This window comes from Paenimyroides aestuarii, assembly GCF_024628805.1.
Classification (GTDB): domain Bacteria; phylum Bacteroidota; class Bacteroidia; order Flavobacteriales; family Flavobacteriaceae; genus Flavobacterium; species Flavobacterium aestuarii_A.
The window spans coordinates 1572420-1598383 of the sequence record NZ_CP102382.1 but is presented as its reverse complement, the minus strand read 5'-3'; the positions used below and the strand labels follow the sequence as shown (position 1 = coordinate 1598383).

The window sequence follows — 25964 nt, the reverse complement described above, 5'->3', positions numbered from 1 at the left end:
ATGAAAAACAAAGATAATGAGTTCTTGCCCTATTTTACTTTTTCAATGCCAAGGTATAAACCGTGTAGGGAAATATCTTTTTTGAAATAAAAAAACTAACAAAAATTAAAATTGCCATAGGCAGCCACAACGCATACGAATTAAAAATACCAAAGGTTAAAAACAATGCCGTAAACGGTGCGTGCAATGTTGCTGCGACGGTTAAAGCTACACCCAAAACTACAAAATTAATCAGTTGGGCATCGGCAAAAAAATATTTCTGAACAATGAATCCAATCAATGCTCCCATAATGGCACCTGCAAAAATACTTGGAGCAAAAACACCGCCATCGCCACCCAATTTCAAGGTAAACCCGGTTGCAAAAGGTTTCAACAATAACGCGCCCAACAACAACCAAAAACTCACCGCAACAATGGTATTATGATGAATGATTGATTGGATTGCATGATAACCATCGCCGTATAATTGCGGAAAAATGAACAAGGCGCTACCCAACAACAAGCCTCCCGCAACTAATTGCAAATACGGATTAAAATCGATAAAGTTTCTTTTCTTTACAAATGTTACGATCTTGGTCATGTAAACGCCGTAACAGCCCGCTAAAACGCTTAACGCAATAAAAAACGGAATTGCCTGATAATGAAAAATTGTTTCGTGATTTCCTAAATTAAAAACCGGTGTAACATTCATTAAGAAAATGATCAATGTAGCAAAACCAACGCTTACCAGATGGGTTACCCAAAAAACTTTTGTTTTTTGCCTGCCAATGGTTTCATACGAAAAAAACAAACCTGCCAACGGACTACAAAACAAAAGTGTAACACCGCATGCAATTGCCGAGCCTATAAATTCTTTGCGGTATTTTTTAAAGATGGGATCTTTTCGCGATGCCATATCGCCCAAAGCTGCTGTTGCCACCACGGTTGATACTTCGATACCGGTGCTTCCGCCAAAGATAACCGTTAAAAATCCGTTGAAAAAATGCGATGGCACTTTATAGGGCGGTAGTTTTTTGGCTTCGCGCACGGCTTCCAACACTTCGGAAATTCCTTTGTTCTTTTTATTACTAAAAACGTAGGTTCTTAAAAAATAAATAATCAGCAAACCGATCAACGGAAAAACGAAGAAAAAAAGTTTAAAATGCTGTGCTTTGTTAAAAAGCAAATGTTCGTATTCTTCGACTAGATTTTTAAACATTAAGGTTATTAACCCAACGACAATTCCCACTAAAGCAGCACAATACACAATACGGCTCCACTTTACCCAGACAATATTTTTCTTTGTAACGATACTGTTGTTCATATACGCAAAAAGAGAAGCAATGCTTCTCTGATTTTAAATTATAAATTTTATTAGATCGATTTGGGTCCAAACTCTTCAAAGAAAATATACTTTTCATTGATTTTGTTATCGGTGAGTTCTTTCACTGCTTTTTCAATAAAAGGCTTTGGTCCGCAAATATAATATTCGGCTTCTGGATCAAACTGCCATTTTTCAATTTTAGAAAAATCGAGCATGCCTTCGTAAACCTCTTTTCCAGCCAAGGTTTCATTTACCACTTCATAAAACTGATGCTGTTTTAGCTTTTGATCTTCTTTAGCGATCGATTCGATTTGGTCTGCAAATGCACGAACTTCGGCATTTCTGCAAGCATGAATCCAAACCAATTCATTACTTTTGGTTGATTGATTTAAAGATTCTAACATAGACATTAAAGGTGTTTGACCAATTCCGCCACTGATAAATACTTTTTTAGGGAACAAATTCTGCAACGTAAAGTTTCCTGCCGGTGCACTGATCGCCACAACGTTTCCTTGGTGAACCTCATCGTGCAAAAAGTTGCTGATCATTCCGTTGATATCCAACTTTTCGTTACGTTCACGCTTTACCGAAATTCGTAAATAGTCCTTATTCGGTGCACATGAAATACTGTACTGTCTTATTTGATGCAGGTTGATGTTTGGAAGAAAAACCTGAACGCTTATGTATTGCCCCGGAGTAAAATCTGGAACCGCACTTCCATCTTCTGCAACCAAGTAAAACGATGTTATTTCTGTAGATTCCTGTACTTTCTTAAGAACTTTAAAATTTTTCCAACCAACCCACTGTCCGTTTGTCTGCTTCTTGCTTTCGTACATTTTCGCTTCATGACCAATCATCAGTTCGGCTAGTTGACCATAAGCCGCTTTCCAAGCGTCTAAAACGTCGTCGGTAGCCAAATCTTGTAAAACTTCTTTGATTGATGCCAGTAAATGTGTACCAACAATATGGTATTGTTCTGGCTGAATATTTAAACTGGTATGCTTGTGTCCGATTAAATCAACCGCAGGCATTAAAACCGCCGGATTGGATATATTTTCTGCATACGCCAAAACCGCCATAGCCAAAGCTGTTTGTTGTTTACCCGACTGCTGGTTTCCCATATTAAACAGATTTTTTAATTCGGGATGATGCGTAAACATTCGGCTGTAAAAGTGTGTAGTTAAAGCCACTCCGCCGGCACGCAACAACGGCACGGTGCTTAGTATAATTTCTTTTTGTTTATCTGAAAGCATTGTTGTAAATTTTATTTTAAACAAAATTACCCCTACATTCTCATCAATTCTTATGATTACAATCATAAAAAGCATGTTTTATTAAAAAATATGCAAAAAAAAAAATCCACCAACCTGTTATGGTGAGTGGATTGTATTTTGAAGCGTTATAAAGCTGATAATTATTTTGCGGCTTTCAACTCCAAATTATCAATGTAAACCGCTTGATGTATTCCGTTTAAAAGAACTTTAAAACCTAAATGTGTATCGTTTTTCAGGTTGATCGTGTACGATTTTTTAGTACCTGTAATTGCCGATGGTTTTGAAATGGACACATACGATTTAGCATCAGAAACAGAACCGATAGAGAACAATTCTAAGGAAGCATCACCCGAATTTTTAGAAATATCAAGCGTTAATTTATACGTTCCTGCTTTCATTTTTGGGGTTGACAAGATCATTCTTTCACCCGAACTCATCATAGAATAAAAAGTGATTTTTCCTTCGCTGCTATAAAGCATTGATTTACCTGATTCGGCATTCCAACATTTGTCGATTTTTTTCCAAGCATCAAAGTTTTCATTCAAACTTGTTAAGGTGGTACACTGTGCGTTAGCGGCAAAAGATGCAACTAAAGCTAAGGATGCTAATATTTTCTTCATATTTTTATTTAGATTAAATATAAATTAAAAAAAACAAAAATAGTCAAAAAAGCCTTTGTTTGAAAGTGTTTTTACAGTTGATTTTATAAACCTGAGTTCGATTATTATTTAGGATAAATATATTGTATAAAAAAAGAAATAGTTGTATATTTAATTATCTGATTGTTAAATATTTAAACAACTATTTCTTATGGTTAATTTCGATAAAATTACAGAAATTTTTTGTCTTGTTGATGAATTTTGCCAGCAATTTTTTCCTTTTCTTGAAAAAAACAGTATTGGAAACAAATCTAAAAGACCCCCAATGATGTCACCCAGTGAAATAATAAGTATTATGATTCTTTTTCATTTGAGCGGTTTCAGATGCTTTAAGCACTTTTACATTTTCTATATTCAAAAACATATGCAAGCTGAGTTTCCTAAAACAGTGTCTTACAATAGATTTACAGAGCTTATGCAATCCAACATACTTCCGCTCACAATGTTTTTAAAAACCTGCTGTATGGGCAATTGTACAGGTATTTCATTTGTTGATTCCACTCCAGTAAGGGTTTGTAAAAACAAGCGAATCAAAAACAATAAAGTGTTCAAAGATATAGCTACCGTAGGCAAGTCCACTATGGGGTGGTTCTATGGGTTCAAGCTTCACTTAATTATCAATGAAAAGGGTGAAATTCTAAGCTTTACTATTACACAAGCCAATGTAGATGACCGTGAACCTCTTAAAAATGAAGGATTTCTCAAAGGGATTTTCGGAAAACTCTTTGCAGATAAAGGGTATATCTCTAAAAAAATTGCAGACATATTATTTGTTGATGGTGTTCATCTAATCACACAACTTAAAAACAATATGAAAAACTGTTTAATGACCTTGTCTGACAAAATACTATTGAGAAAACGTTCTGTTATTGAAACAGTTAACGATGAATTGAAAAATATGTGTCAAATTGAACATTCAAGACATAGATCTATTGGAAACTTTCTTACAAACCTTATTTCGGGTCTAATTGCTTATTCATTTTTTCCTAAAAAACCTTCAATACAATATAATGAACTAAAAACAAATCAGTTAACAATGTTCTGATTAATCGAACTCAGGTTATAAGGTCAATCTATTAAATTATTTATTTAATTTTAGGATGTTTAATCATTCGTCCTACATACACGAACAAATCTGGAAAGTATTGTTTAAAAACCGTTTCCTTTTCAAAAAACAATTCAACTAAAACCGAAACCAATTCCAACCGATCGGTAAAAGCATAATCGCGTATAAAACCCATTCGGATAGTTTGATTTCTATTCTGTGGCACTTCCATCCATTCATGAATCAATCGAAATCCTTTTTTAAAACATTCTGCATCAGGATGCCTTGCATGGATCTGTAACATTTCAAAGCACAGTGCATGGGTAAATTCGTGCAAAGCAACATCTTTACCATCATCATTAAAATGAATATCGCGTTCAAATGCATCTAATGCCAGCATCACGGCGTTCATTTTAGGATTAAAATGTCCGGTATGGGTTTGATCTAAATGCGGAAAATATTGAGCAGTAGGATAAACCACTATTTTGTTAAAAGTATTGATTAAATAGTTTTTATAACCCAATGTAAGCTTTACATAACTTGCTGCAATGGCAACTTTGTGCGCGTTGGTCAACGGGGCGTTTTCTTTGGTAACAAATGCGTACTGATGTAAAAAGTTTAAAATTCGTTTGCAAAAATTAAGTTTAAACTTATGAGGCAGTTGGTTAAACAGCGGAAACACCTTTGCAACATCACCCGCAAACTGATAAATCACCTGTTCTGAAGTGAGTTTCAAATTGAAATTTCCGTTTGGTGCATTTAAGCGATAGCGGTCGTAAAACAGTCGGGAACCGGTAAAAAACATATTTTTTGTTTAAGATACGATAAAACCAATAATAATACAACTTAAATGATTTTGGATGTATTTGATGATACGCTTACGCTTGATTCAATTTTTTGTAGATTTACAGAACAGAATTACAACCAATACACGCTGTATTATAAATTAAAGTATGTTGTGAATTCCTTTATCTCATGCTTGCTATTTTTGAAAGTATTCGATGATACGCTTACGCTTGATTCAATTTTTTGTAGATTTACAGAACAGAATTACAACTGGTTTTACCGCTGTGTATGATGCTGCGGCGTTGTGAATTCCTTTATCTCATGTTTGCTGTTTTTGAAAGTATTCGATGATACGCTTACGCTTGATTCAATTTTTTGTAGATTTACAGAACAGAATTACAACTTTCTTTACCATTATCTTTTGTCCTTATATGTTGTGAATTCCTTTATCTCATGCTTGCTATTTTTGAAAGTATTCGATGATACGCTTACGCTTGATTCAATTTTTTGTAGATTTACAGAACAGAATTACAACACAGCCTTTTGGCATAGTCTTTATCCAGTTGTTGTGAATTCCTTTCAATTTTTTGTAGATTTACAGAACAGAATTACAACCCAGACTACATGTATCTTTTGGTGGATGCAGTTGTGAATTCCTTTCAATTTTTTGTAGATTTACAGAACAGAATTACAACGCCATTTCTTCCGCAAAATCTTCATCGCTGGTTGTGAATTCCTTTCAATTTTTTGTAGATTTACAGAACAGAATTACAACTATAATCGTAAGAACCTTCTAATTTACCCAGTTGTGAATTCCTTTCAATTTTTTGTAGATTTACAGAACAGAATTACAACAACGTAACAAATTCGACTTAAGTCACGACAGTTGTGAATTCCTTTCAATTTTTTGTAGATTTACAGAACAGAATTACAACCTGCCCTTTGTTGGAGCAATTAGAAATACAGTTGTGAATTCCTTTCAATTTTTTGTAGATTTACAGAACAGAATTACAACTACTGTTAATACGTTAGATGCGCAGAATGTGTTGTGAATTCCTTTCAATTTTTTGTAGATTTACAGAACAGAATTACAACTCTTTTCTTTTTCCTTTGTAAGTTGAGAACGTTGTGAATTCCTTTCAATTTTTTGTAGATTTACAGAACAGAATTACAACTAGGATTTAAATGTTATGGAAAGGGTTGTAGTTGTGAATTCCTTTCAATTTTTTGTAGATTTACAGAACAGAATTACAACCAGCGGACGCAAAGGCGGACGATGCAAAAAGTTGTGAATTCCTTTCAATTTTTTGTAGATTTACAGAACAGAATTACAACTTTCACTATATAATGAATCTGGGAATCCTTGTTGTGAATTCCTTTCAATTTTTTGTAGATTTACAGAACAGAATTACAACTTTTTATATTTGAATCTATAACGTAGAAATGTTGTGAATTCCTTTCAATTTTTTGTAGATTTACAGAACAGAATTACAACCAATTCGGAATTTACACCGAAGCAAATCATGTTGTGAATTCCTTTCAATTTTTTGTAGATTTACAGAACAGAATTACAACCTACGACCGAATTAAAAGCGATGGTTACGAGTTGTGAATTCCTTTCAATTTTTTGTAGATTTACAGAACAGAATTACAACAATAGAACCCTACTACTTAAACTGCTGTAAGTTGTGAATTCCTTTCAATTTTTTGTAGATTTACAGAACAGAATTACAACCATTTATATAAACACCATTTCCTAATGGGTGTTGTGAATTCCTTTCAATTTTTTGTAGATTTACAGAACAGAATTACAACTAAATTATCGCTTAATTAGTAGATAATACAGTTGTGAATTCCTTTCAATTTTTTGTAGATTTACAGAACAGAATTACAACCGCCTAAAATATTGCGTTCAACTTGTTGTGGTTGTGAATTCCTTTCAATTTTTTGTAGATTTACAGAACAGAATTACAACTTTTTCGGCTGCCGAAATGGCAAAATATCTGTTGTGAATTCCTTTCAATTTTTTGTAGATTTACAGAACAGAATTACAACCTTTTATCAGTCGATTCAAATAACTTATCGGTTGTGAATTCCTTTCAATTTTTTGTAGATTTACAGAACAGAATTACAACATAGCTGGGAGATTGGGGCTGTATAAGATGGTTGTGAATTCCTTTCAATTTTTTGTAGATTTACAGAACAGAATTACAACAATGTAAACAATAACTCTATATTATAGAGAGTTGTGAATTCCTTTCAATTTTTTGTAGATTTACAGAACAGAATTACAACTTTTTTAAAGAGGTTAAGACACAAAGAACCGTTGTGAATTCCTTTCAATTTTTTGTAGATTTACAGAACAGAATTACAACTCAAATGAGTAGCGAAAGATTGCGCCAAGAGTTGTGAATTCCTTTCAATTTTTTGTAGATTTACAGAACAGAATTACAACAATGAAATATGGGCCATATCCAATGTATCAGTTGTGAATTCCTTTCAATTTTTTGTAGATTTACAGAACAGAATTACAACCCATCAACACCTCCACTTGGTAAGTGTATCGTTGTGAATTCCTTTCAATTTTTTGTAGATTTACAGAACAGAATTACAACATGGCTTATTTAATTATGCAAGTGGCTTTAGTTGTGAATTCCTTTCAATTTTTTGTAGATTTACAGAACAGAATTACAACTTAGCTAAAAGAAGTGAACAACAACAAGCTGTTGTGAATTCCTTTCAATTTTTTGTAGATTTACAGAACAGAATTACAACTGTTATCACCTTAACTCCATCAACTTCTGTGTTGTGAATTCCTTTCAATTTTTTGTAGATTTACAGAACAGAATTACAACAGTTATATTTCCACCATTACTAATATTCGCGTTGTGAATTCCTTTCAATTTTTTGTAGATTTACAGAACAGAATTACAACCTTTTTTATTTCGAGATGTTTCAAATCCAAGTTGTGAATTCCTTTCAATTTTTTGTAGATTTACAGAACAGAATTACAACCAGAGAGCGTTTTAAGGCAAGTGAAATCGCGTTGTGAATTCCTTTCAATTTTTTGTAGATTTACAGAACAGAATTACAACAAAGAAAGCTTCAATTTAACGTTTGATGTAGTTGTGAATTCCTTTCAATTTTTTGTAGATTTACAGAACAGAATTACAACATAATCGTTTTCGAAACTATGCGGCGGTCCGTTGTGAATTCCTTTCAATTTTTTGTAGATTTACAGAACAGAATTACAACTAAGCCGTTTGTGGAATATTCCACACGTTGGTTGTGAATTCCTTTCAATTTTTTGTAGATTTACAGAACAGAATTACAACTCAAGTGCCTAATTATCATTTTGCTTATGGGTTGTGAATTCCTTTCAATTTTTTGTAGATTTACAGAACAGAATTACAACTTATTAGTTTAACACCACGTATAGACTATAGTTGTGAATTCCTTTCAATTTTTTGTAGATTTACAGAACAGAATTACAACATGGGTATGAATGGATGTCACCCGCAGAGAGTTGTGAATTCCTTTCAATTTTTTGTAGATTTACAGAACAGAATTACAACAAAACCCTAAGAACATAGAAACTGAATGGGGTTGTGAATTCCTTTCAATTTTTTGTAGATTTACAGAACAGAATTACAACAATTGACATAAGCGGGACACACTACACTAGGTTGTGAATTCCTTTCAATTTTTTGTAGATTTACAGAACAGAATTACAACTACGCTAAACGTTGGAAGGCTACAAAACCAGTTGTGAATTCCTTTCAATTTTTTGTAGATTTACAGAACAGAATTACAACAAAGACATCAATAATTTAATTAACAAAGCGGTTGTGAATTCCTTTCAATTTTTTGTAGATTTACAGAACAGAATTACAACTATTTAAGTCTTTAAGCTTTTCACCGCCCCGTTGTGAATTCCTTTCAATTTTTTGTAGATTTACAGAACAGAATTACAACAGAGGGATTGTAAAATAGTTAAATAAATGTGTTGTGAATTCCTTTCAATTTTTTGTAGATTTACAGAACAGAATTACAACTTGAGTTTTCAAATAATAAAGAACTAACCTGTTGTGAATTCCTTTCAATTTTTTGTAGATTTACAGAACAGAATTACAACTTAAAATCTGCCGAAAAGAGGGCGAAATCAGTTGTGAATTCCTTTCAATTTTTTGTAGATTTACAGAACAGAATTACAACGAATGCTAATCGTCTAATACTATTGTATGTGTTGTGAATTCCTTTCAATTTTTTGTAGATTTACAGAACAGAATTACAACCTCATTTAAACCCCTGTAAAATTAAGGGTTTCAGGAGGGTAAACTACACAAAAAAAATCATAAAAAATGCTTGATTTCATTTCTGAATCAAGCATTTTTTTATTTCTGTTAGAACAATTCCAATTGTTGGGGCATTGCAGGCAAATCGGTTTCTTTTTTTGAAAAAAAGAGCTCCATTTGTCCAAATTGCTTGTCGGTAATGCATAAAATTCCCACTTTTCCTTCTGCCGGTAAACTTTTTTTCACGCGTTTTATGTGTACTTCTGCATTTTCTTTACTGGGACAATGCCGCAAATAAATCGAAAATTGAAACATATTGAATCCGTCGTCAAGCAACGATTTTCGAAATTTTGTTGCAACACTGCGTTGCTTTTTTGTTTCGGTTGGCAAATCAAAAAAAACTAAAACCCACATAATTCGGTATGCATTGTATCTACTAAAACTCATTTACATCATTGGATAGTGAATCACACGGCTTTCTCCCATAAAACATTTACAAAGCGAACTGGTAGTGATGCTTAAGGCAGTCATTAAAGGGCGTTGCAATCCATTTATTATTACATCTTTTGTTGCTAATTGCAACAAATAGGCTTTTGCTTCTTTGTCTAACACATGTGTAGCCTGTGGTTGTTGCATCCAATCAACTACCAATGCATCTACATACGGTCGATAAGGTTCCATCACATCATCTGCCAAGCAATAAGCATTGTATTTATTTCTGTGAAAAATACCAATGGTTGGATGCAAGCCACTAGAAACCAATGCCCGAGCCACCATACTGCGCAAAACCGCATATCCAAAATTTAAAAAATTGTTGGGAGCGTCGCCTTTGCGTTCTCTGGTAAAATCATCAAACAATTGTTTCCAATAGTATTGTGCGGCAATGCCTTCCATATTGGTGCTGTCGCCCGACTTTACTTCGTTCATGTATTTTAGTAACGAATCATGTTCTATGTTCCGTTTGCGCAACACTTCTTTTTGCTGAAAAATTTTTGCTTCAACGGTTTGTTTCCACAACTGTTTTCGTAAAGGTTCCGAACAATTGATTTGATGTTTTAAACGATCCGAATGTTCTACGTGTCCGCTTATCGGAAGCATTAAACCCAACGGCAAATGACTTTCATCGCAACTAATAATGGCTACGTTGTGTTGTTGCAGCAACAATATCACAGGGTGCGACAGGGTGATTTGCGGATGATCTAACACTAAAAACCCCATGTCTTCTATTGGCACCGACCCTTTTAGTTCTTTGCTATCGGGATCAACAATTTGCAACTGGTGGTCTTTCAGTTTTAAATACGCCGGATTGCCTATGTAAATGGTTCGTTTGAGCATATAATAATGTATTACAAATTATTTCTGTATAAATCAATGGTGTCATCTGCTCTTAATTCTTGATTCATCATCACAATCAACTTGTCAGTAGGCACCACTAAATCTGCAAAAACCATGATTGCAATTTGCTTAAAAGATGATTTTAAATCAAGCTTACTGACTTTTGCGGCTAAATGAATATGTTGATCCAGCATATTAGCCAAAACAATGTTTTCATACGCGGCTATATATCCGAGTTTAACATGCTGAAAATAAACTTCAATTGCAAAAGAATCATGCAGGTTTTCGGTATCTCTTTTAAGAAAAACCTCATCGCCTTCTTTTATTGCTTTGCTGATCTCTGTAAACTTATAAAATTGCAAGCCTCTTATGTAATTATCATAAATCTTCACTTTTTTGGTTTCAAAAAAAGAAGTTTGTGGTAAAATAATCCCTCCAAATCCTAATCCGAGGGATTTTAAAAAATCAGAACGTTTCATTTTTTATGCTATTGAAATCTTTCCTAAATGGTCAACTTTTAATTTTATACAATTTTCCTTAATCATTGTACCGTCAACCGCTCGTTCCATTTTATTTAAAGTTGAAAATTCAGCTTTATTAACAATTGACGTTGCGATTTCTTGCCTTATAAAGAAAATTTGACTTCCTGAAAAACTTACTACTTTGTAAATTCTTTCATTTTTTTCTTTTGCTAAATTTTTGAAGTCAATATTATTTATATTTTCCAATTCGTCATCAGAAGGAATGTAAACCAAATCATTAGGACTAAGATAGAAATCTTTCGCATCTTTTAAGTCAACCGCAGTCAATCCTTGTTTTTGTCTTTCGATGACTTCATTCAAAGGAATGGTTTCATAACTTCTCTTACCGTTTTTATCTTCGTACACTGCAAAAAATAGATTGGTACCTTTTGCAGCTTCTACATATTTATCTTTTTTATTTCCGGTTTGTCCTACCTGAAATTTACTTCCCAGTTCAAAAACTCTTACTTTGTTGATCGGTTGATGAGGTTTTCCATCATTATACTTCTCAATATTTTTATTCAGATCTTCAATTCCTTCCGGAGAAAAGGCAAGTTCCGAACTGCCTTTAAATTCCAAATAATTTTTAAGAATTTTCTGAATCCCTGTATCAGTAATAGATCCTATTGATTTTAAATCAAATGAAGTATCAAGGCTTTTTCTTGTAGCAGTTAATATTTTTCCTTTTGGAACTTTTACCCAAGGTAAATCTACTTTACCAGAAACCGTATCTTTATGCATTGGTTTTCTAATTGCCCAATTTGTTCCGGTCTGCTCTACTCTTTCCTTATTTTTTGCACCGTCTTTCTCTACATATTTTTCATAGTAATTAGTAGCTTTGTTAATGACACGAAGGTTTTGTTTGAAGCTGACAATTATTTTTTCTAAAGAATTTTTGGCATCAACAGTGAAGTTTTCCCAAGGTTTAAAAAAATATTTCGGAACGTCTCTTTCAATTCTTTCGCCTGTTTGCGGATGTTTATAAACTACTTTTTCAAACTTCATCAGTTTCTTTTTCAAATCGTAACGTTTCGTGTCCGATTTTGCTGATTGATTATTCAATAAATTCACGTGATCTTTTGTAGCACAAGCAATCACCAAAGCATCCAAAGCATGATGACGATGATCAATCCTTTTCTTTGAAAATCCTTTGGAAAACTCAATTGGAACAGTTGGCAAAAACTTTTGATGGTTTTCATTCCAAGCGGTAAAATCAGTGGAATTAGTCAGTTGATTCATTCTCTCAAAACGTGGTAAAATCAAATCATTCCAAACATCATTCAATCCCCAATCTTGTTTTAATTGGGTGGTGATTTTTCCGTTGCCGGGAACGATGTTTTTGGAATTCACGCCTTCATCTGAACCGTCTTCTACTCGCACGATGTTTGACAAAACACCCGAAATGTATTTACTGATGTAACGAGTATCATTCATTTGCCTTTCAATCATTTTTTCTGGAATATCTTCCATCAAAAGTTTGTTTCTTTTACCTCGATTATTGGCGTAATGTTTTTTGACAAAATCTTCGTATTCATTTTGTTTTAAAACCGTTACCGATTTTCCGTTTCCGCATTCTACAATTGTTCCGCCCAGTTTTTTAATAAATTCTAAACCAATCAAATTATCCTTCAATTTATTAACTGCTGCTTCACAAATCACTTTATTGCTAAAACTATCATCAAAATATCGGCTTTGCGGTATAATGTGTTCAATTTCGTATTCTGGTGTAAACAGTTTATTTAATGGAATAATTTGCCCTGTATAAGGCGATTTGTATTTCTGTTCCAACCAAAGTTTGTATCTTTTTAAATCTGACGAAGAAGGTTGAGCGGTTTTACTAATTTTTAGAATTTCGTCTTCAATTTCTATGTCCGAATTCAAAACACCATCTTCATAAATTTTCAAAATCTCTTGTTGCATCGGCGAAAACGGACGCACATTTTCTACCGAACTATCATTCATCATTTCTGCCAATAGAGCTTTGATACGAAGATTGGTATTTTCGTTTTCAGTAATTTGGTTCGTTAGTTTTTTTCGATCATCAGCGGGAAGTTTCATTTCTCTTCCCAACTCGATATGAATTTCATTGAAGAAATCTTTTGCTCCGTTTCCATATTTTAGCCAAATATCTTTGACTACTCGAAGCGTTTCTGTAATCACCTGTTCTACGATTGGGTTACGAAGTGAATGTTGTTTAAATTCTTTTAAAAATTCTTCCAAATCCTCTGCTGAATTCCATTTTCCAATTAACGAAGCTTCCGAATGTCGTCCGTAAACTATGTATTGAGCCAACCACAATTGCAAACCTTGAAAGTGACTTTCAGTTGTGAGATTTATTGCCTTCTCTCTTACTTTATCTTTAATATTTTCATCAAATTCTCCTGTAATAATTTTCTGAATTCTGTCTTTTGAATGTTCATTGATATTTTTGTAACTCCAATATTTTCCCGTTCGCATCAAAGGCAACAATTTTTTAATTGCTTTTTCCGAAAATGAACCGTAATCGGATTCCAAAATCTTTACATTTTTTAGCTTGCTAATTTCATCTTCATTGAAACCAATTTCTCGAATAATATTATTAATTTCGAACTGATTTTTATTTTTCTTTTTTTGAGTCCTATTAATTTTTTCCTTAAATACTTCATCAATTTCAGCTTTTGTGCTAATTGAATATAAAAGATGCCAAATTTTAATTTCGTTTTCTTTACTTAAATTTATAGAATGTCCTTTTTGTATGCAGTTTAATATTGACCATCTGGTTTTATTACAAGGGTAAATTTTATCTTCTACAAAATTCCAACGATGCGTCTTATCATTGAGTTTAAAATGTTTTAGCAATGCTTTTTGGTCAACTTCTTTTCTATTATTTAAAAATTCAAACAGATTTTCAAAATTTTCTGTTGTGTTTAAAAATTCTTTGGTAACATTTGCTTCATCGTCTTTTCGATAAATATTCAGATTATACATCCATTGCCAAAGACGAAATTCCTGATAATAAGGATTGGATTTTGGAATGGCTTTTAAGAACTCTTTAAATTTTTTATCCTCTCCATTTTCATCTTTTTCGTAAAGGAATTTTCCATTTTCATCTTTAACTTTGTTTCCTTTCTCATCTAACTTATATTTTTTATATTCTCTAAATTCCAAAGTACAGTTGGAAATAGACGATTTCTGACTTCTCAAAGGTCTTTGGTAAAAGATAAGATCATCCATCAAAAGATGCACAAAATCTTTTTTACTCAAAGTTAGTTGGTGTGCTTCGTTGTTTCGGTACAACTCACGAATACAGTCATTGTACATATCATCATTTTGTAATTCCTGATGAAACTCCTTTTGCTTTTCTAAAATCTGTTTAAGTTCTTCTTTATAAAATTTTCTTTCAATGGTACGAACCAATTTTCCCTTTATTTTTTGTTTGGGATTACCAAGAAGTGCTTCGTAAATGTAGTTTCCAACGGTTTTATGAGATTGGTCGATTTCTTGTTCCGTTTTAGTTTTTATTGCAATCCAATCTTTTTCAGAATCAACAGCTTTAAAAGTTCGTTTAGTTTCTCCACTTTTTAAAATGGATTCACTTACAATAAATTCTTTTGTACGATCAATCCAATCTTCAGTTTTTACAATCTGCTTATCATATTTCCATCCATTTTCAAAATAAACATCGTAAAGAATTTTTCCTTTTACATTTTCTCCTGAATCAACTATCCTATCAACTTTTAATCTTACAAAAGTTTTATCTTTTTCTTCTTCAAAATCTTCTCCACGTAATTGATAGTATCCACGTTTCTGATTAAAGTTTAAAAGAATCCAAGCTAATTCTTCCTTTTCAATTTTTTTGGAAAGTGCTTTTTTTCGGAGATAATAAATTGTCCAGTCGTAAGGAATTTTTAAATCTTGTCCAGCTGCTTTAAAATCTTCAAGCATTTCATTAAAAGAGTTTTGGAAAAGGAATGAAAACTGTCCGTCAATGTTTTTCCAAGCCAATTTTGGCTCGGTTTCAGATTTAAACTTCCCAAAACGTTTTTCAAAATCTATTTGCGAAGTATAATGCTCGGGAAGAAAATTCAAAACATTTAAAACCCTATGAAGTCTTTCTCTTCTTAAAAGAAATCGTTCGCGTAATCGTCGCACACTTCTGTATTTTGTACGTTCTGCAGTTTGCGATACAGAATTTCCTTTTCCAAAATCGCCCAGAATATCCTGTGACATTGGAATGATCCTGCTTCCCATCCCAAGAATTTCTCCTTGTTTATTTTCAAAATCTTGTTTTATCAACGCCCAACCAATAGAGTTGGTTCCTAAGTCTAATCCAAGTACATTTTTCTTCATAATGCTTTTGTGTATTTTATTAATTCCATAAATATATTAAGAAAAAAATTATTCATTTTACGGGTTTCCACATTGCGGAGATATTTTTTTATTATTATATTTGCTTATTGAAAGGAATTCACAATAAGGATTATTCCGTTGTGAAAACATTTAGCGCCTCGACTATCTTCGGGGCTTTTTTTATGCCCAAATGTTTCGTGAATACCACTCATCAGTAAAAAATAATGATCAAAACATTCAAGGAGGGGCAACTCGCCTTTTTTTATTTTAAAAGATTTGGTGGTAACTAACCTAAAGTGTAGTGTAGCTATTTAATTTTTAAAAATATTTTCTTTATTTTCTCCACATTGTTATTGAATTCTTGCACCCAACCGGTTTGGTAGATCAACACCATAAAGGCAAGAGCAAAAAAGCCGCAACGGGCTACAAAGGCGAAATTTCCTAAGAAATTGAAGGGTAAAAAATATGCTATCAGCAGTAAAACCAAACTACTTGCTATGGTTTTTGTGTAATGGGCGTTTATGGGCAGCATTTTAAAGTGTTTGTAAATAAACGCCATTTTTAGCAGATTAAAAACGGTCATGGAAAAAAACGATGCCCAAGCCACACCAATGATTCCGTAATTGGTCTGTGTTAGCACGTAATAATTTAAACCTACATTTAAAACCGCCAGTACCACAATCGCTATTAAATTGAATCGGTAGAATTTTGAATAGGCAATGATTTCGGTATTAAAACCGGTTGCCATGTTCAGCACTACATTGCCACCTAAAATGTACAACACGGGCAAAACAGGAATTAATTGATCGGCCGTTGACAGCAGCTCAAAAAAATCGTTCATTCCCAACAGCACACAGCCGTATAGTAAAATACCTATAAAAAAGAGGTTTTTGGAAACATCGGCATATTTTATTTTTAAAACCGATAAATCGTTTTTCTTTAATGCTTCCGAAATAAACGGACTGTACAATGCAAAAACGCCTGTTGCAGGAATCATGAGTGTATTTGCTAAATTTACGCCCAATTTAAAATCGCCATTGGCTGCGTTCGACAAAAACTCGGGGATCATTAAAGAATCAATCCGAAAAGCAAAAAACGATCCTAAACTTGCCGAAAAGGCGTACAAACTGTATTGGTAATACTGCTTTTTGGGTATTTCTTGAAAAAGATCTTTATAGTTGAATGTACCAACGGGTTTAAAATATTTGAAGAGATAAAAGCCTATTGCAAACAGCATCACAGCAAAAGAAGCGGTGTAAAAAATCAATCCTTTTGTTGCAGTAAAACCAAAATATAAAATCAACGCAAAAGCAAAGGGCAAACTGATTTTAGGGATGATTTTTTCATAAAAAGTTGGAACAGAAAGCTTTTGCAAATTGGTAGCTTGCCTTTTAAACAAATCTACAAACGCCAAGCAAATGGCAATTGCAAATCCGTAAATAAAATACTGTTTGTTTTCCAGCCAATTGAACCAATAAATCAATAACACGGATAGGGCACAGAAAAAAATCATTCCGATTATAGAAACCATGCTGTATGAAAACAATTTTCGTTGCAAGTATTCGTTTAATTTGGGTTGAAAATTCAGCAAGGCAGTCGATGCACCCAAAACCATAACAGGATATAAAACTTGTGCAAAACCATCAATAAAACCAATAATTCCCAGTAATTCCTTATCGTTTGGATATATAAACAATGTGGAAACCGTGCCAATGAGCACACCGAAATAATTGATCAGTGTGAACCATAAAGCTTGTTTGCTGGAGAAGCGGTTGTTCATTGTAGTTTTTTTACAAATATAATCGTTAATCTTTAAATTGATTTTAATTACTTTTACGAATCTAAATTTTCAATTATGTACGAAAAAACCTATCCAAAAGAACGTTTTCAAATCACCATGGATTTTTTGAAGCAACATGTTTCAAAAGATGCCAAAATTTTAGATTTGGGAGTGGAAAATCCGCTGTCTGTGTTGATGAAGAAAGAAGGTTTTAAGGTGCAAAACACCACAGGAGAAGATTTGGATGAAAACCAAAAAGCATTGCAACAAACAGATTATGAGGTGCTAACGGCTTTTGAAATTTTTGAACATTTACTGAATCCATACACGGTTTTAAAAAGTTGCAAGGCGCAAAAAATTGTTATTTCGGTGCCGTTGCGTTTGTGGTTTTCACCGGCTTATCGGAGTAAAACAGATCCGCGCGACCGCCATTACCACGAGTTTGAAGATTGGCAGTTGGATTGGCTGATTGAAAAGTGTGGCTATAAAATTACGGCTCGAAAGAAATGGGCACATGCGGTGAAAAAGATAGGTATTCGCCCTTTGTTGCGAAAGTTTACCCCGCGTTATTACATGATTTTAGCAGAAAAAATTTAACATGAAGGTTTATTGTGTTATCCCAACATATAATGAAGAAGCTTTTATTGCCCAAACCTTGCAATCACTAGTGCAGCAGACTGTTGTGCCCGATAAAATGGTGGTGGTAAACGATCATTCTACCGATAAAACTTCTGAAATCATTGCCGATTTTGAAAAAAAACACGAAAATATTTCGCAGGTTTTTAATGCTTCTGAAAACAAACATTTACCGGGAAGCAAAGTAGTTCGTGCATTTCAGAAAGGTTTTGAAACACTGGACGATTCCTTTGATATTATTGTGAAATTAGATGCCGATTTGATTCTTCCGCATAATTATTTTGAACGAATTATCGAAACATTTCATCAAGACCCCCGAATTGGAATGGTGGGCGGTTTTGCCTATATCGAAAAAAACAACGAATGGGTTTTAGAAAGTTTAACCGATAAAGACCATATCCGCGGAGCTTTTAAGGCGTATCGCAAAGCTTGTTTTGCAGAAATTGGCGGTTTGCGACCTGCAATGGGTTGGGATACGGTTGATGAATTGCTGTGCCGTTTTTACAATTGGAAGATTGTTACTTTAGAAGATTTAAAAGTAAAACATTTAAAACCAACTGGTGCCATTTACGATCAATCGGCACGATACAAACAAGGCGAAGCTTTTTACAGATTGGGTTACGGTTTTTGGATTACGGCAATTGCAGGCTTAAAACTGGCTTTGCGCAAACAAAAACCATTGCTTTTTATAGATTATTTAAAAGGATTTTTTAAAGCCAAAAACAATAAAACTCCTTTATTGGTTACAAAAGAACAAGCCCAATTTATTCGAAACTACCGCTGGAAAAAGATGAAAGAAAAAGTGTTTGGATAATCAGATAAAAAAAAGGAAAACGTAATGGTTTTCCTTTTCTTGATTTATAATTTTATCACTGTTTTTAAATCTTCGCTAATTTTTTTAAACAAGGCGGCAGTTCCTACTTCTTTGCTTAACCTTGTAAAAATAGGTTCGATCTTTTTACGATCCTCTTTAAGAACCAGCTCTAATTTTTCCATTTTTGCTAACAAAGTATTTGCTTCTTCAATGGATTTAAAATTTGTTTTCTTTATATTTTTTTCCAACCATTTATCCATTGATAAACCAGAAGCACTCATTTCTTGGAAACTACTTTGTCCAAATTTGTTTAAATATTCCTTTCGCAATAAATCAAGTTCCAATTGTTTCCCAGACTCCATCGTTTGCTTGTAAAAAAGCAACAACTCTTTGTAATCTTTAGAATCCTCAAAAGTGATTTGCTTGTCTTGTGCCACACTCACAGTGGATACTGCAAGCATCAATAGTACAATTATTTTTTTCATAATTATAAACGATTCTTTATTAAATAGGCTTTCTAATTTTCTAATAGCCTTAAATTAAACATTATAAAAATAAATTATAAAAATAAATTATAAAAATAAATTTTAAAAATAATTAACTTTTTTTAACATAAACCTATTGTTTATCTCTTAATCTTCATTGTCAAAATCTAAAATGGCTACATCGTGTTTCAAACGCAAGGTGTAGTAAATATTTCGGTCTATAATGGGATAATCGTTGATATTTTTTAGAATTTCCTCGCGTCTTTCTCCTCCAATATATTCGCTTGCGATGTTGTTAAACTTGTTTACCCGAATAATTCCCCAGCCCCAATCTTTGTTTTCGTACACAGGTGCCAATTTATTTACAAACGGTAAGGTGGTGGTGTTTACACTATTGTTGCGATGGGCTCTTTTAATGGTTCCTTTGATAACCAGTTTTATACGTTGATGTTCGGTTACTTTCACACGTTCATAAGCGATTAATTGAGGCGACACTAAATTGATAATAAAATCTGAAAATTCGTCTTGGTTTTTTAAATAAACACCTAATTGTGAGGAAATAATAAAGGAATAGTACATAATGGGCAGAAAAGCAATCACTAAACGAACGTTCTTCCAAAAAGTTTCTTTATTGATGATCAACACAAAATAAAAAGCATACATAGCAAACCCCCAGCCAATCATACCTCTGGGAACCCATCGCGGCTCATAGACCACCATGTTTATCCCAGCAACAAAAGCAATTATACAGACAGCTAAAAACAACACAGCCAACAGTTTAAATGGCAAATATTTATTCCAGTGGGCTTTTATGTTCGTTGCTACATACATAATCGCTGCAACCGCCGTAAAAACAAATAAAAAATAAAGAGTGTATTTATACGACGAATCAATTAAAGATGCTATCAGCTCTTTTAATCCGGCAAGGTGGTATTCAAACACCATTCGCAAATTTTCATCTTTAAAAACAAATGCTCCTCTGCCGTCTTGCAGCATTTGCATATCGAGTATATTCACCACAAGCTGGTACCCTGCAAAGCCTAAAATAAAAGCAAAAAAGGCTATGAAACCACTTATAAGTGCGGTTTTAAAAAGGTTGTTCCATATATCTTTAATAAGGGAAAAACACAGAATGATGCAGTACGAAAGGGCTGTTGTTTGGTAAAAACCTAAACTTAATAGAATACCAACTAGCGATATCAAGAAGAATACTTTTTTGTTTTGGTAAAAAAGAAAGGGAACAGTGATGCACAAAAATGATAAACTGATGGGAATACAATCAAACCGATAAACTAAAATTTCTAATATAAACGGACAAGTTGTTAAAAGTAAACTTCCAATGAACAATTGTATTTTGTTGCGAACACCTATTGCATAGCAAAAGATAAAGCCAGAAAGCGAGATAATCAATACACTTGCAATATTTGAAAACGGAAATAAACTAAAAACCACTGTTCGCTGAAAAGACAGTAAGTGCATGATGAACGAACTGCTAAACCTGCCGTCGTGTTCCCAATCATAACCTTCAACCATACGGTTGAGGTCATCTACGTATAAGGTGTTGGTTAAAAGTATCGGCAAAATATAAAGTATAGAAACAGCCGCTACTAAAAAAATAAAGGTCTTGTTCTTTTGAATGGTTTTTAGAAAATCATCAAACTTTTTTATAAAAAAACTATTTTCAAGTGTCATTTATTGTTGTTTTTTAATTGATTTTTAAGAATGTATCGGGGGCGGCGTTTGGTTTCCAAATAAGTTCTTCCTAAATATTCTCCCAACACACCAATACCGATTAATTGTACACCTCCAAAAAACAGAACGGCCACCATTAGCGATGCATAACCCGACGCCGCAATTCCAAAAAACAATTTTTCTATAATGATTTTTAATCCATATAAAAAGGATATCAAAGCGATAAAAGTGCCGAAATAGGTCCACACCTTTAAAGGCAATGTAGAAAAAGATGTGATGCCATCTAAAGCCAAATTCCATAGCTTTCTGTAGTTGAATTTGGTGGTTCCTTTTAATCTTGCCGGGCGTGCGTAATGAATTGTGGTGGTTTTAAAACCCACCCAACTCATCAAACCTTTCATAAACAATTGATTTTCTTGCAATTGAACAATTTCTTGCACCACTTGTTGGGTCATTAATCTAAAATCACCTACATTTTCCTGCAGTTTTAATGCCGACATTTTATTGTTTAACTTATAAAACCATTGTGCAGAAAAACGTTTAAAAAAGCTGTCTGTGTCGCGGTTACTGCGCTGTGCCAGCACCACATCGGCACCTTTTTCATAAGCCGAAAGCATATCTAAAATCAAATGAAACGGATCTTGTAAATCAACATCCATCGGCACCACCAAATCACCTTTCGCATGTTCCAATCCTGCGAAAAGTGCAGCTTCTTTTCCAAAATTACGAGAAAAAAACAAAGCTTCACAATGGGGCGTGGTTTTGATTAATTCAGTTAAAATTTCTTCTGTTCCATCGGTGCTACCATCGTTCACAAACAAAACATTTGCGGAATAATTACGGGCAAGCAATACATTTTCAAACTTTAAAAACTCTTTTAAAAAAGCAGGTATATTCAGCTCTTCATTGAAAACAGGAACAATTATAGCGATTTCTTTCATAAGCTCTTATTAAAGCACGTTCAAAAATACGTTTTTTAATTACAATTATTTTTATTAAAGTCAATAAGCAACGTTTCATTATCAACTTGAGTAATAGTATATAATTCGTTTTCTTCAATTATCAACCCTTGACATAGAAGATTACTCCCATCAATTACCTCTATACTATTTAACCTACCATTATAATTTAGAGCCTCCTTAGTCCATGCTGAATATTGCCCAATCGGGCTGCTCAATAAGTTTGTAAACAATGGAAATTTGTTATATATGAATTCATTTCTACTAGCAATTCTTAATGTTCCTATAAATGCTACTTTTTTTATATCTTTCTCTTTAAAGAAGGTATTTAATTCGATTGCAATATTATTTTGAAATTCAGTTTGATTTTTTAACACTCTCCCAAATTGAGCCATTAAAACGAATGAAAAGAAAATAATTACAAAGGAAGATATTCTTGCTAAATCAATGAATTTACTCTTTAAATACTTTTGAAAAAAACTTACATTAAGCAAAAAGAAGCCTAAACCACAAAAGGTTCTTAAATCCCAATATGTATTCTTCAGGAGAATATTTACACCAGAAATTAGACATACATTAATTACTAAAATTGCAAGTACAGAAAGTATAATAAAAAGTTTTTTAAAGCTAGTATTGAAATAATAAACTATACCTATTAAATTTGTTATGATAAAAAATGAGATTAAATACCTATAGTTACCAGTGTATAACAATGTTACTAAACGCTCAGTAAAGAGATTTTTATTAGCAACTAGTGAATCAAAAAATAATGTTCCAAAAATAGTTTCTGTTCTATCCGACATTTGCAAATCACCTAATTTCAAAATTAGTATATAACACAAAAAAGCAATGATAAAACTAACCATCATAAGAAAAAAACGATAAAAAAACAACTTCCATGCGTTTGCAAGTATTTCTCTAATTAAAAATATAGATCCAACCATAAAGTAACATGTAGCACTACTTTGATAAAGACCAAAAGATAAAAAAACACCAATTATTGATATTACAAAAAAAACTTTCCAAGAATTATAAAACACAAATGGGAAAACAATCAGAAATAATGAAAGTGCCATTGGTAAACAATCAAATTTAAAAACTAAATTTCCTAAAAAAGTTGGCATCGTAAGTATTAATAAAGGAGTCCATCTTATCAACTTACCCTTTTCTATTTCCAAAAGTTCGCTTAGGATATAACCCGTAAAGCCCAAAATCAGTGCACTTAAAATAGTTGAAAATGGAAAAATTGAAAAAATACTTGAGTTTACTGACCAAATTTTTCCCAAAAACGTGGCGAGGTATCTGCCGTCATGTTGCCATCCATAACCGTGCAAATTTCTACCATAGTCATCTAAATATTCATAATTTGCTACAATAAGTGGTAGTATATAGCAAATTGACAAAATCAATGTTAAATACAAAGATTTTTTGTCTTTCAAAAGCCCTTCTAATTCTTTTACTCTTCTCATTAAAAAAATTTAATCATCTAAATATATAAATAAACTTAGATTCAACTAATAAATGCAACATCATAAAAAAAACAGGGGGAACATTTTAGCCCCGCGGGGCTAAAATGTTCCCCCTGTTGGCGAAAAAATACCTTACTTTGTGGTTTCGACACTACAAAATAAAGATGGGACATTTAACGCTTGAACAAAGATACAAAATTGAAACTTACCACAGCTTAGGTAAACGAATTATTGAAATTGCCGACTATATCGGGAAAGACAAATCGGTTGTTTCCAGAGAAATCAAGAGAAATTCTGATGGCAGAAACGGCATCTATAAAGCCAGTTTAGCACATCGAAAAGCCCAAAAAAGGCATCAAATCAAGCCTAAAAAACTTACATTCACTCCAGAGGTTATAAGCAATGTAAAACAGTATTTAGCACAATATTTCAGTCCAGAGCAAATGGTGGGCGGTTTTGCCTATATCGAAAAAAACAACGAATGGGTTTTAGAAAGTTTAACCGATAAAGACCATATCCGCGGAGCGTTTAAAGCCTACCGCAAAGCTTGTTTTGCAGAAATTGGCGGTTTGCGACCTGCGATGGGTTGGGATACGGTTGATGAATTGCTGTGCCGTTTTTACAATTGGCAGATTGTTACTTTAGAAGATTTAAAAGTAAAACATTTAAAACCAACTGGTGCCATTTACGATCAATCGGCACGATACAAACAAGGCGAAGCTTTTTACAGATTGGGATACGGTTTTTGGATTACGGCGATTGCAGGCTTAAAACTGGCTTTGCGCAAACAAAAACCATTGCTTTTTATAGATTATTTAAAAGGATTTTTTAAAGCCAAAAACAATAAAACTCCTTTATTGGTTACAAAAGAACAAGCCCAATTTATACGAAACTACCGCTGGAAAAAGATGAAAGAAAAAATGTTTGGATAATCAGATAAAAAAAAGGAAAACGTGATGGTTTTCCTTTTCTTGATTTATAATTTTATCACTGTTTTTAAATCTCTTAAATTCCATTAACAAGTGTAAGATTAAAAGTTTATTTTAGTAATTTAGCAGATTAAAAATGTGTTATGATTAAAATGTTAAGCAACATTGGTAAGTACTTCATTATGTTGGGCGAAATCTTTCGACGACCAACCAAATGGCGTCTTATGAAAAACTTGATCTTTAAAGAGATCGATGAGCTCATCATAGGCTCATTGGGTATTGTAGCTTTTTTGTCATTCTTTATTGGCGCAGTTGTTACCATACAAACCGCATTAAACTTAAACAACCCAATCATCCCTAAATATTTAATAGGATTTACAGCAAGACAATCTATTATTTTAGAGTTCTCGCCCACGTTTATCTCCATTATCATGGCCGGACGTATGGGTTCTTATATCACATCGAGTATCGGAACCATGCGTGTTACCGAGCAAATAGATGCCTTGGAAGTAATGGGAATTAATCCTTTAAACTACTTGGTTTTTCCTAAATTAATTGCTTCTATCACCTACCCTTTTGTGATTGCTTTAAGTATGTTTATTGGTATTTTGGGCGGATATGTTGCGGGGTCTTTAGGCGGATATTTAGCTCCAGAAGAATTTATAAAAGGTTTGCAAGACGATTTTATACCTTTTCACATTGTATATGCCTTTATTAAAACAGCCGTATTTGGTTTTATTTTGGCAACAGTTCCTTCTTTTTACGGATACTACATGGAAGGCGGCGCCTTGGAAGTGGGAAAAGCCTCAACCAAAGCATTCGTGTGGACATCGATTGCCATTATTATTTGTAACTATGTGTTAACCCAAATGTTATTAACCTAATGATTGAAGTAAAAAACTTAAAAAAATCGTTCGACGAAAAAGAGGTTTTAAAAGGAATTACCACTACCTACGAACCCGGAAAAACCAATTTGATTATTGGACAATCAGGGTCGGGAAAAACGGTGATGCTAAAAACATTATTGGGTGTGCATTTGCCAGATAGCGGAACTATTTTGTTTGATGGTAGAGATTTTTCTACCTTAGATCCGAACGAAAAACGCACATTGAGAACCGAGATGGGAATGGTTTTTCAAGGTAGTGCTTTGTTTGATTCTATGACTGTGGAAGAAAATATTGGTTTTCCGCTAAAAATGTTTACCAACAAAACCAATGCAGAAATTCGCGACCGTGTGCAGGAAGTAATTGATCGCGTGAAACTGATTGATGCCAACACAAAAATGCCTTCGGAAATTTCGGGTGGTATGCAAAAACGTGTTGCCATTGCTCGTGCCATTGTAAACAATCCTAAATATCTGTTTTGCGATGAACCAAACTCAGGTTTAGACCCAAAAACATCGATTGTTATTGATGAATTAATTCAGGAAATTACCCACGAATACAATATTACAACCGTTATTAATACCCACGATATGAACTCGGTTCTGCAAATTGGGGAACATATTTGTTTTTTGAAGGATGGAAAATTAGTTTGGGAAGGAAACAGTACCGAAATCATGAAAACCGATAATGAAGACATCGTTGATTTTGTTTATTCATCTGAATTATTAAAAGAAATTCGTAAATTTCATACAGGTAAAAAATAACCTTT

The 25964-nt window shown here is 33.2% G+C and carries 19 protein-coding genes and 1 CRISPR repeat array; of the genes, 6 read left to right on the top strand and 13 right to left on the bottom strand.

All coding sequences use genetic code 11. The features are described 5' to 3' along the window. Positions 1-34: 34 nt before the first annotated feature. The 3 genes from NPX36_RS07525 to NPX36_RS07515 form a co-directional block, all read right to left on the bottom strand. A complete protein-coding gene (locus tag NPX36_RS07525; RefSeq protein WP_257498123.1) occupies positions 35-1198 on the bottom strand; it encodes a chloride channel protein in 1164 nt (387 codons plus the stop codon). A 155-nt stretch (positions 1199-1353) separates the two neighbouring features. Next, positions 1354-2622 (bottom strand): NO-inducible flavohemoprotein, encoded by a 1269-nt coding sequence (gene hmpA / locus NPX36_RS07520; RefSeq protein WP_257498122.1) that lies wholly within the window; start codon positions 2620-2622, stop codon positions 1354-1356. A gap of 95 nt (positions 2623-2717) precedes the next feature. Next, complete coding sequence (locus tag NPX36_RS07515; RefSeq protein WP_257498121.1) at positions 2718-3197, bottom strand: hypothetical protein; 480 nt, start codon at positions 3195-3197, stop codon at positions 2718-2720. 190 nt (positions 3198-3387) lie between these two features. On the opposite strand from NPX36_RS07515, the gene NPX36_RS07510 reads away from it, so the two are divergent. Continuing rightward, the gene (locus tag NPX36_RS07510; RefSeq protein ID WP_257498120.1) at positions 3388-4281 is read left to right on the top strand and encodes an IS982 family transposase; all 894 of its coding nucleotides are present in this window, start codon (positions 3388-3390) and stop codon (positions 4279-4281) included. 40 nt (positions 4282-4321) lie between these two features. Here the strand turns inward: NPX36_RS07510 and NPX36_RS07505 are convergent, their stop codons facing one another. The 6 genes from NPX36_RS07505 to NPX36_RS07480 form a co-directional block, all read right to left on the bottom strand. Beyond that, complete coding sequence (locus NPX36_RS07505; RefSeq protein ID WP_257498119.1) at positions 4322-5086, bottom strand: zinc-dependent peptidase; 765 nt, start codon at positions 5084-5086, stop codon at positions 4322-4324. Positions 5087-5632: 546 nt separating this feature from the next. Next, positions 5633-9362: direct repeats of the CRISPR family, unit length 50 nt; unit sequence GTTGTGAATTCCTTTCAATTTTTTGTAGATTTACAGAACAGAATTACAAC. Between the two features lie 108 nt (positions 9363-9470). Continuing rightward, complete coding sequence (gene cas2, locus NPX36_RS07500; protein ID WP_257498118.1) at positions 9471-9809, bottom strand: CRISPR-associated endonuclease Cas2; 339 nt, start codon at positions 9807-9809, stop codon at positions 9471-9473. Further along, positions 9810-10697, bottom strand: a complete 888-nt coding sequence (gene cas1, locus NPX36_RS07495; RefSeq protein ID WP_257498117.1) for a type II CRISPR-associated endonuclease Cas1 — start codon at positions 10695-10697, stop codon at positions 9810-9812. Positions 10698-10708: 11 nt separating this feature from the next. Next, positions 10709-11176: an HIRAN domain-containing protein gene (locus NPX36_RS07490; protein WP_257498116.1), complete on the bottom strand. Its 468-nt coding sequence runs from the start codon at positions 11174-11176 to the stop codon at positions 10709-10711. Positions 11177-11179: 3 nt separating this feature from the next. After that, positions 11180-15547, bottom strand: a complete 4368-nt coding sequence (gene cas9 / locus NPX36_RS07485; RefSeq protein WP_257498115.1) for a type II CRISPR RNA-guided endonuclease Cas9 — start codon at positions 15545-15547, stop codon at positions 11180-11182. Positions 15548-15854: 307 nt separating this feature from the next. Further along, a complete protein-coding gene (locus tag NPX36_RS07480) occupies positions 15855-17327 on the bottom strand; it encodes a lipopolysaccharide biosynthesis protein (RefSeq protein WP_257498114.1) in 1473 nt (490 codons plus the stop codon). Positions 17328-17402: 75 nt separating this feature from the next. Here NPX36_RS07480 and NPX36_RS07475 point away from each other — a divergent pair, with 75 nt between their 5' ends. Together NPX36_RS07475 and NPX36_RS07470 are read left to right on the top strand one after the other, a co-directional pair. Then, on the top strand, positions 17403-17924 hold the full coding sequence (locus NPX36_RS07475; RefSeq protein WP_257498113.1) for a methyltransferase domain-containing protein: 522 nt from the start codon (positions 17403-17405) through the stop codon (positions 17922-17924). A 1-nt stretch (position 17925) separates the two neighbouring features. Further along, on the top strand, positions 17926-18777 hold the full coding sequence (locus NPX36_RS07470; protein WP_257498112.1) for a glycosyltransferase: 852 nt from the start codon (positions 17926-17928) through the stop codon (positions 18775-18777). Between the two features lie 44 nt (positions 18778-18821). Here NPX36_RS07470 and NPX36_RS07465 read toward each other — a convergent pair whose 3' ends face one another. The 4 genes from NPX36_RS07465 to NPX36_RS07450 form a co-directional block, all read right to left on the bottom strand. Continuing rightward, positions 18822-19262, bottom strand: coding sequence for a hypothetical protein (locus tag NPX36_RS07465; RefSeq protein WP_257498111.1), 441 nt, complete (start codon positions 19260-19262; stop codon positions 18822-18824). Between the two features lie 147 nt (positions 19263-19409). Further along, positions 19410-20954, bottom strand: coding sequence for a glucosyltransferase domain-containing protein (locus NPX36_RS07460; RefSeq protein ID WP_257498110.1), 1545 nt, complete (start codon positions 20952-20954; stop codon positions 19410-19412). Continuing rightward, on the bottom strand, positions 20951-21895 hold the full coding sequence (locus tag NPX36_RS07455; RefSeq protein ID WP_257498109.1) for a glycosyltransferase family 2 protein: 945 nt from the start codon (positions 21893-21895) through the stop codon (positions 20951-20953). Before NPX36_RS07455 ends, NPX36_RS07460 begins: the two co-directional genes overlap by 4 nt. 35 nt (positions 21896-21930) lie before the next feature. After that, positions 21931-23382 (bottom strand): glucosyltransferase domain-containing protein, encoded by a 1452-nt coding sequence (locus tag NPX36_RS07450; RefSeq protein ID WP_257498108.1) that lies wholly within the window; start codon positions 23380-23382, stop codon positions 21931-21933. A 104-nt stretch (positions 23383-23486) separates the two neighbouring features. Here NPX36_RS07450 and NPX36_RS07445 point away from each other — a divergent pair, with 104 nt between their 5' ends. The 3 genes from NPX36_RS07445 (at position 23487) to NPX36_RS07435 (ending at position 25959) form a co-directional block, all read left to right on the top strand. Beyond that, positions 23487-24314 carry a helix-turn-helix domain-containing protein gene (locus tag NPX36_RS07445; protein WP_257498107.1) on the top strand — a complete coding sequence of 276 codons (828 nt, stop codon included), beginning with the start codon at positions 23487-23489 and terminating at the stop codon, positions 24312-24314. A 140-nt stretch (positions 24315-24454) separates the two neighbouring features. Then, the gene (locus NPX36_RS07440) at positions 24455-25195 is read left to right on the top strand and encodes an MlaE family ABC transporter permease (protein ID WP_257498106.1); all 741 of its coding nucleotides are present in this window, start codon (positions 24455-24457) and stop codon (positions 25193-25195) included. After that, entirely contained in the window at positions 25195-25959 is a 765-nt protein-coding gene (locus NPX36_RS07435; protein ID WP_257498105.1) for an ABC transporter ATP-binding protein, read from the top strand. Before NPX36_RS07440 ends, NPX36_RS07435 begins: the two co-directional genes overlap by 1 nt. The last annotated feature ends 5 nt before the right edge of the window (positions 25960-25964 follow it).

Excerpts from the sequence above, each read along its gene's own strand:
- NPX36_RS07525 (WP_257498123.1), bottom strand. The coding sequence starts at position 1,198 with ATGTTTAAAAATCTAGTCGAAGAATACGAACATTTGCTTTTTAACAAA.
- hmpA (WP_257498122.1), bottom strand. The coding sequence starts at position 2,622 with ATGATTGTAATCATAAGAATTGATGAGAATGTAGGGGTAATTTTGTTT.
- NPX36_RS07515 (WP_257498121.1), bottom strand. The coding sequence starts at position 3,197 with ATGAAGAAAATATTAGCATCCTTAGCTTTAGTTGCATCTTTTGCCGCT.
- NPX36_RS07510 (WP_257498120.1), top strand. The coding sequence starts at position 3,388 with ATGGTTAATTTCGATAAAATTACAGAAATTTTTTGTCTTGTTGATGAA.
- NPX36_RS07505 (WP_257498119.1), bottom strand. The coding sequence starts at position 5,086 with ATGTTTTTTACCGGTTCCCGACTGTTTTACGACCGCTATCGCTTAAAT.
- cas2 (WP_257498118.1), bottom strand. The coding sequence starts at position 9,809 with ATGAGTTTTAGTAGATACAATGCATACCGAATTATGTGGGTTTTAGTT.
- cas1 (WP_257498117.1), bottom strand. The coding sequence starts at position 10,697 with ATGCTCAAACGAACCATTTACATAGGCAATCCGGCGTATTTAAAACTG.
- NPX36_RS07490 (WP_257498116.1), bottom strand. The coding sequence starts at position 11,176 with ATGAAACGTTCTGATTTTTTAAAATCCCTCGGATTAGGATTTGGAGGG.
- cas9 (WP_257498115.1), bottom strand. The coding sequence starts at position 15,547 with ATGAAGAAAAATGTACTTGGATTAGACTTAGGAACCAACTCTATTGGT.
- NPX36_RS07480 (WP_257498114.1), bottom strand. The coding sequence starts at position 17,327 with ATGAACAACCGCTTCTCCAGCAAACAAGCTTTATGGTTCACACTGATC.
- NPX36_RS07475 (WP_257498113.1), top strand. The coding sequence starts at position 17,403 with ATGTACGAAAAAACCTATCCAAAAGAACGTTTTCAAATCACCATGGAT.
- NPX36_RS07470 (WP_257498112.1), top strand. The coding sequence starts at position 17,926 with ATGAAGGTTTATTGTGTTATCCCAACATATAATGAAGAAGCTTTTATT.
- NPX36_RS07465 (WP_257498111.1), bottom strand. The coding sequence starts at position 19,262 with ATGAAAAAAATAATTGTACTATTGATGCTTGCAGTATCCACTGTGAGT.
- NPX36_RS07460 (WP_257498110.1), bottom strand. The coding sequence starts at position 20,954 with ATGACACTTGAAAATAGTTTTTTTATAAAAAAGTTTGATGATTTTCTA.
- NPX36_RS07455 (WP_257498109.1), bottom strand. The coding sequence starts at position 21,895 with ATGAAAGAAATCGCTATAATTGTTCCTGTTTTCAATGAAGAGCTGAAT.
- NPX36_RS07450 (WP_257498108.1), bottom strand. The coding sequence starts at position 23,382 with ATGAGAAGAGTAAAAGAATTAGAAGGGCTTTTGAAAGACAAAAAATCT.
- NPX36_RS07445 (WP_257498107.1), top strand. The coding sequence starts at position 23,487 with ATGTTCCCCCTGTTGGCGAAAAAATACCTTACTTTGTGGTTTCGACAC.
- NPX36_RS07440 (WP_257498106.1), top strand. The coding sequence starts at position 24,455 with ATGATTAAAATGTTAAGCAACATTGGTAAGTACTTCATTATGTTGGGC.
- NPX36_RS07435 (WP_257498105.1), top strand. The coding sequence starts at position 25,195 with ATGATTGAAGTAAAAAACTTAAAAAAATCGTTCGACGAAAAAGAGGTT.